Origin of the sequence: Streptomyces sp. NPDC101776, from assembly GCF_044766845.1 — a bacterium.
Classification (GTDB): domain Bacteria; phylum Actinomycetota; class Actinomycetes; order Streptomycetales; family Streptomycetaceae; genus Streptomyces.
In genome coordinates, this window is record NZ_JBIWMV010000001.1 from 163,166 (window position 1) to 175,599 (window position 12,434).

Below are 12,434 nucleotides of genomic sequence, written 5' to 3' on the forward strand. Positions count from 1 at the left end.
CGACGGTAACCGCAGCCTCCTACCTTAGGTAACCCGCCAGTAAGTTACGTGCCAGTAAAGATTGTTGACGTGTGTGCGATCTCAGGAGGCGCGGTGCGAACTCCGCGGAGCCGGTGCGGGCAGGGGCGTCTCCGCCGCCCGTGTCACATCCGCGACCAGCTCCACCACATCGGGGCCGTACGCCTGCGAGTTGACCACCTTCAGCAGCAGGACGAAGGTGGTGGCGCCGTGTTTGCGGGCCAACTTCTCCTGGTTGCGGGCGAGATAGCGGGTCGCCGCCTGGTTGGTGATCGAGCGCTGGCCGCAGAAGAGGAACACCGGCCGGGCGCCGCCCAGTTGACCGGCGGTGAGGCGGGCGAGGAGCACGTACTCGCCCTTGCCGGGATCGAGTCGGTAGCGCTCGCTGCCTATCTGGAACGCGCCCCGGTCGGGCCCCGGCTCGGGGTCGACGTTGACGCGGATGCCGGGCAGCAGGGACGCCAGGTGCGCGGCCATCCGGCGGTTGGAGGCCGGGCCGCCCACACAGAACTCGGTGCGTTCGCCGAAGCCCTGCTGGGTCGCGTCGTGCGCGACGACCTGGGCGTGCGCGTTGCAGTCCTTGATCAGGGCGGCGAGTTCGAGGAGCGCGAACACGTCGTGCCGCATCACCGTGAGTTCGGGGCCGCCCGCCTCGCGGTTGACCACGAGCAGCGACTCGGAGTTGTCGGGCAGCCCGAAGAACGCCTGCTTGCGCCGGAGTTTGCGCCTCCACAGATAGGTGCGGGCGAGCCAGCCGAGCGCGGCGCTGATGCCGGCGGCGGCCACGCCCAGAACGATGTTGCGCAGGTCGTCATTCATGGGCGCGCATGTTAGCGGTCCGATGTGGCTGGTACGTACCGGTGTTCGACGTGTGACGTTCGTGTGGCGGCGGCCGGAAGCGGTCTGTCGGGCCCCGTGCCAGGTGGATACGCTGCGCGGACGGTTCTGGACTGGAGGTACGGATGCGTCGCCCTGTGGCACGGAAACTGTCGGTCCTGGCGGTATCGGCCGCCGTGGTGTCGGTCGGGGCAGCGGCCCCACCCGCCGCGACGAGCAGCACACCGACGAAGGTTCCGGTGGCCGTCGGCTACGGCGGCGCGGTCGCGAGCGTCGACGTGGACGCCACCGCCGCCGGCATCGAGGTCCTGAAGAAGGGCGGCAACGCGGTCGACGCGGCCGTCGCCACCGCCGCCGCGCTCGGCGTCACCGAGCCCTACTCCGCCAGCATGGGCGGAGGCGGCTACTTCGTCTACTACGACGCCAAGTCCCGTACGGTGCACACCATCGACGGCCGTGAGACCGCACCGCTGACCGCCGACTCCAACCTCTTCGTGGAGAACGGCAAGGCCCTAGCCTTCGCCGACGCCGTCAGCAGCGGCCTTGGCGTCGGCACCCCGGGCACACCCGCCACCTGGCAGACGGCACTCGACCAGTGGGGCAGCAGGAAGCTCGGTACGGTGCTCAAGCCCGCCGAGCGGATCGCGAGCGACGGCTTCACGGTCGACGACACCTTCCGCAGCCAGACGGCGGCCAACGAGACCCGCTTCCGCTACTTCCCCGACACGGCGAAGCTGTTCCTGCCGGGAGGCGCGCTGCCGGTCGTCGGATCCACCTTCAAGAACCCCGAACTCGCGGCCACCTACAAGGAGCTGGGCAAGAAGGGGATCGGTGACATCTACCGCGGCGCCCTCGGCAGGGACATCCTCGCCACGGTGAACACCCCGAAGGTCGACGCCGGTTCGGGCTGGAACGCCCGCGCCGGCAAGCTGTCCGCCAAGGACCTCGCGGCCTACCGCGCCAAGCTCCAGGCGCCCACGAAGACCTCGTACCGCGGACTCGGCGTCTACTCCATCGCACCCTCCTCCTCCGGCGGCACGACCGTCGGCGAAGCCCTCAACATCCTTGAGAAGACGGACCTTTCGAAGGCGAGCGAGGTCCAGTACCTGCACCACTACATCGAGGCCAGCCGGATCGCGTTCGCGGACCGGGGGCGCTGGGTCGGCGACCCCGCCTTCGAGGACGTACCGACGAAGGAACTCCTCTCGCAGAAGTTCGCCGACTCACGCGCCTGCCTCATCAAGGACGACGCGGTGCTCACCAGCCCGCTGGCGCCCGCCGACCCGCGCTCCCCGACGGCCTGCACCGCCGCCGGGACGGCCGCCCCGACGACGTACGAGGGCGAGAACACCACGCACCTCACGGTCGCCGACAAGTGGGGCAACGTCGTCTCCTACACGCTCACCATCGAGCAGACCGGCGGCAGCGCGATGACCGTGCCCGGCCGGGGTTTCCTGCTCAACAACGAGCTGACCGACTTCTCCTTCACCCCGGCCAACCCGGCCGTCCACGACCCGAACCTGCCCGGCCCGGGCAAGCGCCCCCGCTCCTCCATCTCGCCGACGATCGTCCTCGACAAGAACAACAAGCCCGTCGTGGCGCTCGGTTCGCCCGGTGGCGCGACCATCATCACGACCGTGCTCCAGACCCTCACGGAGTTCCTCGACCGGGGGCTCCCGCTGGTCGACGCGATCGCGGCGCCGCGTGCCAGCCAGCGCAACGCGGCGAACACGGAGCTCGAACCGGCGCTCTACAACAGCGACTTGAAGACGCGGCTCCAGGCGATCGGGCACTCCTTCACGGTGAATCCGGAGATCGGGGCGGCGACCGGTGTGCAACGGCTGCCGGGTGGGAAGTGGCTGGCGGCGGCGGAGACGGTGCGGCGGGGTGGTGGGTCCGCGCAGGTGGTGGATCCGGCTCCGTAGTCTGCGGTCTGCGGTCTGCGGTCTGCGGGTGCGTGGGGGCTGGTCGCGCCCACGCGGCGGAGCCGCAAATCGACACAGCCCCGCGCCCCGGAAGGGGCGCCTCAGGCAGGGGTGCTTGATTGGTTCCGGCTGTTGAACGCCAAGTGGTCGCCCTCCACATCCACCGTCACCCGACCGCCCTCCGCGATCGTGCCGTCGAGAAGCAGCCGGGACAGCTGGTTGTCGACCTCGCGCTGGATCGTGCGGCGCAGCGGGCGGGCGCCGTACTCGGGCTGGTAGCCCTGGCGGGCGAGCCAGTCGACGGCCGGGGCCGTGAACTCGACCGTGATGCCCTGCGCGTGCAGGAGGCGGCGGGTGTGTTCCAGCAACAGCTCGGTGACCAGCCGGAGTTGGTCCGCCGTGAGCTGGCGGAAGACCACGATCTCGTCGATGCGGTTGAGGAACTCGGGGCGGAAGTGCTCGCGCAGCGGGCGCAGGATCTGCTCCCGCCGGGCCTCCTCGTCCGCGTCGGCGCCACCCGGGCTGAAGCCGATACCCGCCCCGCGTCGGGTGATCGCCTCGGAGCCGAGGTTGCTGGTCATCACGATCACCGTGTTGGTGAAGTCGACCGTGCGGCCCTGGGAGTCGGTCAACCGGCCGTCGTCCAGCACCTGGAGCAGGATGTTGAAGACGTCCGGGTGCGCCTTCTCGACCTCGTCGAGCAGCAGCAGCGAGTACGGGTGGCGGCGTACGGCCTCGGTCAGTTGGCCGGCCTCCTCGTGGCCGACGTAGCCGGGCGGGGCGCCGACGAGACGGCTCACCGTGTGCCGTTCCTGGTACTCGCTCATGTCGAGGCGGACCATCCGGTCCTCGCTGCCGAACAGTGCCTCGGCGAGCGCCCGGGCAAGTTCCGTCTTGCCGACGCCCGTCGGGCCCAGGAACAGGAAACTGCCGATCGGCCGGTCCGGGCTCGCCAGCCCGGCCCGCGAGCGCAGCACCGCGTCCGACACGACCCGCACGGCCTCGTCCTGGCCTACGACCCGCCGGTGCAGATGCTCCTCCAGACCGAGCAACCGGTCCTTCTCCTCCGCGGTGAGACTGCTCACCGGGATACCGGTCTGCCGCGACACCACCTCGGCGATCGCCTCACCGGTGACCTCCAGGTGCTGCCCCTCGTCGGCCGTGTCCTCGCCGCCCGCCTCCGTCAGCCGTACCTTCAACTCGGCGATCCGGTCCCGGAGTTGGGTCGCCTTCTCGTAGTCCTCGTCGGCCGCCGCCTGGTCCTTGTCCCGGGCGAGCTGCTCCATCTCGCGCTCCAGGGCCCGTACGTCCGTGTCCTTCGTGCGCGCCCGCAGCCGTACCCGAGCGCCCGCCTGGTCGATCAGGTCGATCGCCTTGTCGGGCAGGCGGCGGTCGGTGAGATAGCGGTCGGACAGTTCCACGGCGGCCACCAACGCCTCGTCGGTGTACCGGACTTGGTGGTGCGCCTCGTAGCGGTCGCGCAGTCCGCGCAGGATCTCGATCGCGTCCGCGACGGTCGGCTCCGGCACCAGGATCGGCTGGAAGCGGCGGGCCAGCGCCGCGTCCTTCTCGATCCGGCGGAACTCCTCCAGCGTCGTGGCGCCCACGATGTGCAACTCACCGCGGGCCAAGGCCGGTTTGAGGATGTTGCCGGCGTCCATCGAACCGCTCTCGCCGCCGCCCGCGCCGACCACGGTGTGCAACTCGTCGATGAACACGATCAGTTCGTCCGAGTGCGCGCGGATCTCGCCGACGATGTTCGTCAGCCGCTCCTCGAAGTCGCCCCGGAAACGGGTGCCCGCGACCACGCCCGTCAGGTCCAGGGCGACCACCCGCCGCCCGGTCAGCACGTCCGGTACGTCGCCGTCCGTGATGCGCTGCGCGAGCCCCTCCACGATCGCGGTCTTGCCCACTCCCGCGTCGCCGATCAGCACCGGGTTGTTCTTGCCGCGCCGGGACAGCACCTCGATGGTCTGCTCGATCTCCTCGTCGCGGCCGATCACCGGGTCGATACGGCCGTGCCGGGCCAGGTCGGTGAGATCGCGGCTGTACTTGTCGAGGGTGGGGGTGCCGGTGGGGCGGGGCCGGTCGGCGCGGGGCTGTGTGCCGTCCATGGCCTCGGGCGGCGGGCCCGCCGGAGCGTAGCGGGCCGCGTTCAGGATGTGACCGGCGGCGGAGTCCGGGTTCGCGGCGAGCGCGCCGAGTACGTGTTCGGGGCCGATGTAGCGGCTGCCGCCCGCCCTGGCCAGGTCGTGGGCGTCCAGGAGGGCGCGTTTCACGGCCGGGGTGAGGTTGAGGGACGTGCCCTCCAGGGGTTGGGCCGGGCCCGAGTGCTCGTCGATCTGTGCGGCGAGGGAGTCGGGGTCCGCGCCGGCGCGGGTGAGGAGGTCGCGGGTGGGTTGTGCGGTGAGGGCGGCGCGGAGGAGGTGTTGGGTGTCGAGGTCGTGGCTGCCGTGTTCCGCGGCGTACTGGGCGGCGCCTCGGACGAGGTCTCTGGCCGGTTGGCTGAGCAGGCGGCCGATGTCTATCTGATGTGGACCCGGGCGGGCAGGTCCACCGAAGAACCGGGCCAGGAACTCGCCGAAGGGGTCGTTTTCGGGGTCTGTGCAGCCGCTGGTCATCAATCCACCATGGCACGGGTCGCTGCGCGTGGCATGTGCGGATTTGGTGGGATTGTGGTTGATTTTCGGGTGCGGGTGCGTCGTGGCTGGTCGCGCAGTTCCTCGCGCCCCTTAAGGGCGTCTCCGTTACCGTCGCTCGGTAAGGACCCGGGGTCCTCCATCCGTGATCGCCACCGTGTGTTCCACGTGGGCCGCGCGCGACCCGTCGTTGGTGCGCAAGGTCCAGCCGTCCTGTGCCGCGTGGTAGTCGTCCCGGCCGCCCGCGAGGAGCATCGGTTCGATCGCGATGACCATGCCGTGGCGGAGGGGGAGGCCTCGGCCGGGGCGGCCCTCGTTCGGGACGCCGGGGTCCTCGTGCATCTGGCGGCCGATGCCGTGGCCGCCGAAGTCCTCCATGATGCCGTAGCCCGCCGTACGGCAGATCGTGCCGATCGCGTGGGCGATGTCGCCGATGCGGTTGCCGACGACGGCCGCCTCGATGCCCGCCGCGAGGGCGCGTTCGGCGGTGTCGATCAGGCGGACGTCTGCGGGGCGCGGCTCGCCGACGATGAAGCTGATGGCCGAGTCGCCTGCCCAGCCGCCCAGCTTGGCGCCGAAGTCGATCGAGACCAGGTCGGCGTCGCGCAGCCGGTAGCCGTCCGGGATGCCGTGCACGACGGCGTCGTTCACGGAGGCGCAGATCACCGCGGGGAACGGGGTGGGCGCGAAGGCGGGGCGGTAGCCCAGGAAGGGTGAGGTCGCGCCCGCCGCGCGCAGCACGTCATGCGCCAACTCGTCCAGTTCCAGCAGGGATACGCCCACGTCGGCGGCCTCCCGCACGGCTGTGAGGGCGCGGGCCACGACCTGGCCGGCTTCGTACATCGCATCGATAGACGTGTTCGTCTTGAGTTCCACCATGCCAATTACTATACCGGTATTAGAATGACGGCATGGTACGCACCCCTCTCACCCCCGAAGAGCGCGAACGCGGCGAACGGCTCGGCCGGCTGCTCCGCGAGGCCCGTGGTGGCCGCAGCATGACGGACGTGGCGGCGCACGCCGGCATCTCGGCCGAGACCCTCCGGAAGATCGAGACAGGCCGGGCTCCTACGCCGGCCTTCTTCACCGTCGCCGCCCTCGCGGACGCGCTCGGGCTGTCCATGGACCAACTCGTGGTCAGGTGTGCGCCGTTGGCGGCCTGAAATGAGACGCCTGATGTGGCGGATACGGCGTGAACCCCGGCGGGCGCACAGTGGGGAGGCGTAGGCTCCCAGACCTCTGCGCCCGGCTCGAAAAGCTTCCGTAGCCGCGTCGTAACACAAATGGTGTTTTCTACGGATCGGAGCATTCCGGTCTGGCGGGAGTTGGAGCATGGCTGTGGATCAACTCCCCGGACAGGTGCGGGAGTTCGCGAACTACCTCGACGGACTCCTGGCGCGCCTCGACCAGGGTGGCGGCTGGTGCGGGGTGTTCTGGCAGCGCGATCCCGATGGCATGCAAGCCTGTCTCGGCGGGCGTGAGATACCGCCCTGGGACGTGGTCGAGGCGCTCCTCCAGGACCTCGCGGCGGAGTACGGCCACGGTGTCGCTACCCAGGAGAAGGAGCGGGCCCGCGCCCTGCACGCGGCGGCGCTCGCCGCGTTCGACGCCCGTCCCGGCAGTCGCGACGCCCTCGGCGACCGGCTCGACGTGATGCTCCGCGAGCAGAAGTACGCGGCCGAACGGCAGGCGGAACTGGGCCGGTTGCTCAATGTCGCCCGGACCCGGGAAGAGGCCGACGCCCTCCGCCTCGACCTCGCCTGGGCCCACGACGACCATGAACGCGCCACCGCCCGCTGCACCGAACTCCGCGCCCGCATCGAGCAGTTGGACAACTACGCCCACTTCCAGGGCGGTCGGGGCGTCGTCCACCGCGACCGGCACGGCAACGTGTTCCGCGTCGACGACATGCCCCAGGGCCAGAACGACTCCGCGTACGACCAGGGCAACTCCGCCTACGACCGGAACGCGGCCCCGCACCGACTGCCCCGCCAGCGCGACGCCGAGCAGATACCCGGCAACGGACCGCAGGGCGGCTACGGCAGCGCCGACGGGCCCGTGGGGACGCGCCGGGACGGCCGGGTCCCGGACGCCCGCCGCGGTTACGAGGAGTTCGAGCGCGCGAACCCCGGCTACGGCGACCCGGAGCCCGCGCCCGACTACGGCAACCCGGACCTCGCGCCCGAGTTCGAGGCCCCGGACGCCATGGCGAACGGCTTCACCGACGCCGACCCCGCCACCGAACCCCCCGACCAGACCGAAGCCCCCGCCCCCAAGCAGCGCAAGCGCCGCCGGGGCAGCGCCCGCTTCGCCGGCCTCGCCGAGGACGACACCGCCTCCGCCCGGACCCCGGACCCCGCAGCCGCCGTACCGGAACTCCCCGCGCCCGCGCCCACCACCCGCCGCACACCGCGCGGAGCCCGGTTCGCCGGGGCCGCCCGGCCTGCCGAGCGGGTGCAGCCGCAGCGGGAGCCGTTGGACGCGGAGGCGCGGCAGGGGACCGTGGAGGCCGTCCAGCGGCTGGTGGGGCTGCGGCGCGAGGGGCGTAGCGGCGAGGCGCACGCGCTGCTCGTCGAGGCCGCGTACTGGCCCGCCGCGCGCTTCCCGCTGCTCGCCGCCGAGCTCCAGCGCGCCGGGCTCGGCGCGGACTGGGCGACCCTCCTGTGGGAGGCCGCCTCGCTGCCCGCGGACCGGCTGGTCGGCGCGGCGGACGCGCTGGTCGCGGCCGGCCGTACGGCGGACGGCGAGCAGATCCTGCGGCAGGGCGTGGCCCGCCCCGCCACCGAGATAGGCGAGGCCGTGCTCGCGCTGGCCGCCGAGGGCCGCCGCCGCGAGATCATGGCCCTGCTCGACGCCTATGTCCGCGTCCGCACCCCCGAGGAGGCCGCCCGCAGCGTCGCGGCCGACCCGCAACAACTCGTCCCGCTGCTGGTGGAGGCGGCCCGGGGCGTCTCGGACGAACGCCACTGGGACCTCGTCCACGCGCTGCGGGTCGCGGGCTTCACTGCCTGACCGGCCCATCGACTCGCCCACCGGAGTGTGAAACAGGATCGACTCCGCGGGTTAACGACGATGGTCTTGGCAAGGCTCCTCCGGAGGCTTACGTTCATCCCTCTACGGCCTTTGTCTACGGGCGTAGAGGCTGTGACGTCCCCGTCGAAGGAGCAGCTCATGGCCAACGTCGTACGCGCCGCTCTGGTCCAGGCCACCTGGACCGGTGACACCGACTCCATGGTGGCGAAACACGAGGAACACGCCCGCGAGGCGGCCCGCCAGGGCGCCAAGGTCATCGGGTTCCAGGAAGTGTTCAACGCCCCCTACTTCTGTCAGGTCCAGGAACCGGAGCACTACGACTGGGCCGAGCCGGTGCCCGACGGGCCGACCGTGCGTCGTATGCAACAGCTCGCGCGCGAGACCGGCATGGTGATCGTCGTCCCGGTCTTCGAGATCGAGCAGGACGGCTTCTACTACAACACCGCGGCCGTGATCGACGCCGACGGCACCTTCCTCGGCAAGTACCGCAAGCACCACATCCCCCAGGTCAAGGGCTTCTGGGAGAAGTACTACTTCAGGCCGGGCAACGCCGGCTGGCCCGTCTTCGACACCGCGGTCGGCAAGATCGGCGTCTACATCTGCTACGACCGGCACTTCCCCGAGGGCTGGCGTCAACTCGGGCTCAACGGCGCCCAGTTGGTCTACAACCCGTCCGCCACCTCACGCGGCCTCTCCGCCTACCTCTGGCAACTGGAGCAGCCCGCCGCGGCCGTCGCCAACGAGTACTTCATCGCCGCCATCAACCGGGTGGGAGTGGAGGAGTACGGGGACAACGACTTCTACGGCACCTCGTACTTCGTGAACCCGCGCGGCCAGTTCGTCGGCGACGTCGCCAGCGACAAGGCCGAGGAACTCGTGGTCCGCGACCTCGACTTCGGCCTCATCGAAGAAGTACGACAGCAGTGGGCGTTCTACCGCGACCGCCGCCCCGACGCCTACGAAGGGCTGGTGCAGCCGTGACCAAGGACCTGCTGGGACGGCACAGGGCCGTCCTCCCGGACTGGCTCGCCCTCTACTACGAGGACCCGCTGGAGATCACGCACGGCGAGGGCCGGCACGTCTGGGACGCCGAGGGCAACAAGTACCTCGACTTCTTCGGCGGCATCCTCACCACCATGACCGCGCACGCGCTCCCCGAGGTCACCAAGGCGGTCAGCGAGCAGGCCGGGCGGATCATCCACTCGTCCACGCTCTACCTCAACCGCCCGATGGTCGAACTCGCCGAGCGCGTCGCCCAGTTGTCCGGCATCCCCGACGCCCGCGTCTTCTTCACCACCTCGGGCACCGAGGCCAACGACACCGCCCTGATGCTCGCGACCTCGTACCGGCGCAGCAACCAGATCCTGGCCATGCGCAACAGCTACCACGGCCGCTCCTTCAGTTCGGTCGGCATCACCGGCAACCGCGGCTGGTCCCCGACCTCGCTGTCCCCGCTCCAGACGCTGTACGTCCACGGGGGTGTCCGGACGCGCGGACCCTACGCGCACCTGAACGACGCCGAGTTCATCGCGGCCTGCGTGGAGGATCTGAGGGACCTGCTCGGTCATGTGCGGCCGCCCGCCGCGCTGATCGCCGAACCCGTCCAGGGCGTCGGCGGGTTCACCTCCCCGCCCGACGGTCTGTACGCGGCCTTCCGTGAAGTCCTCGACGAGCACGGCGTGTTGTGGATCGCCGACGAGGTGCAGACCGGCTGGGGCCGCACCGGCGACCACTTCTGGGGCTGGCAGGCGCACGCCCAGAACGGTCCGCCGGACATCCTCACCTTCGCCAAGGGCATCGGCAACGGCATGTCCATCGGCGGTGTCGTCGCCCGCGCCGACATCATGAACTGCCTCGACTCCAACAGCATTTCGACCTTCGGCGGCACCCAGATCACCATGGCGGCCGGCCTCGCCAACCTCGCCTATCTGCTGGAGCACGACCTCCAGGGCAACGCCCGCCGCGTCGGTGGCCTCCTCATCGAGCGGCTGCGGGCCGTCGCCGCGCAGCATCCCGGCGTACGGGAAGTGCGCGGGCGCGGACTGATGATCGGCGTCGAGCTGGTGAAACCGGGCACCGACGAAGCCGATCCGCAGGCGGCCTCCGCCGTGCTCGAAACGGCCCGCGAGGGCGGGCTGTTGCTCGGCAAGGGCGGCGGGCACAACACCAGCGCCCTGCGCATCGCCCCGCCGCTGTCCCTGACCGTCGCGGAGGCCGAAGAGGGCGCCGCCATCCTCGAACAGGCGCTGCGGAGCACGCAGTAGAAGCAGGACGAGCAAGGGAAAAAGCGCTATGGCCACCACCCTGGACACCCTGGAGCCCGCCCTGTCGGTGCGGCAGGTCCTCGGCCTGGAACGGGTCCTCGCCGGGGAACCCGAGGTGGTGGCCGGCGCGAGCCAACTCGACCGCGCCGTGCGCTGGGTGCACGTCGCCGAGGCCGCCGACGTCGGCGTGATGCTCAGCGGCGGCGAGATGATCCTCACCACCGGCGTCCTGCTCGCCGGTGACGAGAGCGCCCAGGCCGAGTACATCCAGTCCCTGCACCGCGCGGAGGCATCAGCCGTGGTACTGGGCCTCGGCCGCGCGTTCCCCGCCCCGCCGGACGTGATGCGCCGCGCGGCCGAACGCTGCGGCCTGCCCATGGTGGTGCTCCACCGCCCCTTCCCCTTCGCGGAGTTGACGGAAGAGGTCCAATCCCGGCTGGTACGGCGGAAGTTCGCCGCCGTCAGCCTCTCCGAGGCCGTACGGACCGCGCTCACCGGACTCATCACCGGCGGCGCCCCACTCCAGAGCCTGCTCGACGAGGTCGCCACGCACAGCGCCTGTCCCGTCGTCGTCACCAACCTCGCCCACCGTGTCCTCGCCACGGCGGGGGAGCGGTCGGCCGTCGACGACGTGCTGCGCGACTGGGAGCGCATCTCCCGGCAGGCCGGCGGCAGCGAGGGCGACGGCTGGATCCGCGCCGAACTGGGCGGACGCGGCGAGCGCTGGGGCCAGATCATGCTGTGCGGCTACCGCGGCGACACCGCCACCGGACGCCTCCTCGCCGACCGCGCCGCCGAGGCCCTCGTCCTGCACCGCATGCTCGGCGGCTCCGCCCACACCTGGGAGGAACAGTCGGCGCAGAGCCTGCTGACCGACCTGGCGAGCGGAGTCGTACCGGCCCGCCAACTCCTGCCCCGCGCCCGCGCGGCCGGACTCCCCGTCAACCGCCGAACCTTCGTGCCGATGGTCGTACACGACGGCGACACGGCCCAACTCGACCGCGTGCTACGGCTGTTGGGACTGCCCGGACTCGTCGCCGAACTGGCCGACGGTGCCACCGCCGTGCTGCTCAGCCTGCCCCGGGACCAGGACGCGGACGCCCTCGCCGCCCACTTCGCGAGCCGACTGCGCACCGAGTCGGGGGCGTTGAAGGCGGTGGTCGCAGCCGCCGGACAGCGCACCGTCTGGGACGACGTGCCCGCCGGACTGCGCGAGGCGCAGCACGTCGCCGACGCCGTGGCCGACTCCAGCGACGCCCTCGAACTCCCCACCGTCGTACGCCTCAAGGACGTCCATCTGCGCGGCCTGATCCGGCTGTTGCGGGACGACCCGCAGGTGCAGTCCTTCGCCGAACGGGAGTTGGACGGGCTGCTGTGCGCGGCCGACGAGGACCTGCTCGCCGTACTGCGCACCTATCTGGCCACCGGCCGCAACAAGTCGCGCACCGCGCAGCTCCACCATGTCTCGCGGCCCGCGCTGTACCGCCGGCTGGAGGCGATAGAGGGCCGGCTCGGGGTGGACCTCGACGACTTCGAACAAGCCGCCTCGGTGCACATCGCGCTCCTCGCGCACGATGCGCAACAGGGGTGAAACATGGGACTACCTGGGAAAACGGCGGTGAAACATGCGCCCACGACAGGGTGACACCGTGGAACGCCGAGCGTCCGCAGACGTGACACCGTGCAACTCAAACCGGACTTCAGGACTTCCTAGGCTC

At 71.0% G+C, this 12,434-nt stretch carries 9 protein-coding genes; 6 read left to right on the forward strand and 3 right to left on the reverse strand.

Features of this window, described 5'->3' with window-relative positions:
• Window positions 1–81: 81 nt before the first annotated feature.
• A complete protein-coding gene (locus ACIRRY_RS00745; protein ID WP_403966135.1) occupies window positions 82–837 on the reverse strand; it encodes a hypothetical protein in 756 nt (251 codons plus the stop codon).
• Between the two features lie 143 nt (window positions 838–980).
• On the opposite strand from ACIRRY_RS00745, the gene ggt reads away from it, so the two are divergent.
• A complete protein-coding gene (gene ggt / locus ACIRRY_RS00750; RefSeq protein ID WP_403966138.1) occupies window positions 981–2,780 on the forward strand; it encodes a gamma-glutamyltransferase in 1,800 nt (599 codons plus the stop codon).
• A 101-nt stretch (window positions 2,781–2,881) separates the two neighbouring features.
• On the opposite strand, the gene ACIRRY_RS00755 is transcribed toward ggt, so the two are convergent.
• Both ACIRRY_RS00755 and map read right to left on the reverse strand, forming a co-directional pair.
• Complete coding sequence (locus tag ACIRRY_RS00755) at window positions 2,882–5,401, reverse strand: ATP-dependent Clp protease ATP-binding subunit (RefSeq protein WP_403966141.1); 2,520 nt, start codon at window positions 5,399–5,401, stop codon at window positions 2,882–2,884.
• Window positions 5,402–5,527: 126 nt separating this feature from the next.
• Entirely contained in the window at window positions 5,528–6,298 is a 771-nt protein-coding gene (map, locus tag ACIRRY_RS00760) for a type I methionyl aminopeptidase (RefSeq protein ID WP_403966144.1), read from the reverse strand.
• A gap of 32 nt (window positions 6,299–6,330) precedes the next feature.
• Between map and ACIRRY_RS00765 the strand changes: the two genes are divergently transcribed.
• The 5 genes from ACIRRY_RS00765 (at window position 6,331) to ACIRRY_RS00785 (ending at window position 12,307) form a co-directional block, all read left to right on the forward strand.
• Window positions 6,331–6,582 carry a helix-turn-helix domain-containing protein gene (locus ACIRRY_RS00765; RefSeq protein WP_019071243.1) on the forward strand — a complete coding sequence of 84 codons (252 nt, stop codon included), beginning with the start codon at window positions 6,331–6,333 and terminating at the stop codon, window positions 6,580–6,582.
• A gap of 169 nt (window positions 6,583–6,751) precedes the next feature.
• A complete protein-coding gene (locus tag ACIRRY_RS00770) occupies window positions 6,752–8,431 on the forward strand; it encodes a hypothetical protein (RefSeq protein WP_403966147.1) in 1,680 nt (559 codons plus the stop codon).
• Between the two features lie 159 nt (window positions 8,432–8,590).
• The gene (locus ACIRRY_RS00775; RefSeq protein ID WP_200681748.1) at window positions 8,591–9,433 is read left to right on the forward strand and encodes a nitrilase-related carbon-nitrogen hydrolase; all 843 of its coding nucleotides are present in this window, start codon (window positions 8,591–8,593) and stop codon (window positions 9,431–9,433) included.
• Entirely contained in the window at window positions 9,430–10,716 is a 1,287-nt protein-coding gene (locus ACIRRY_RS00780; protein WP_403966150.1) for an aspartate aminotransferase family protein, read from the forward strand. The genes ACIRRY_RS00775 and ACIRRY_RS00780 overlap by 4 nt, the downstream gene beginning before the upstream one ends.
• 28 nt (window positions 10,717–10,744) lie before the next feature.
• Window positions 10,745–12,307 (forward strand): PucR family transcriptional regulator, encoded by a 1,563-nt coding sequence (locus tag ACIRRY_RS00785; RefSeq protein ID WP_403966153.1) that lies wholly within the window; start codon window positions 10,745–10,747, stop codon window positions 12,305–12,307.
• Window positions 12,308–12,434 lie beyond the last annotated feature (127 nt).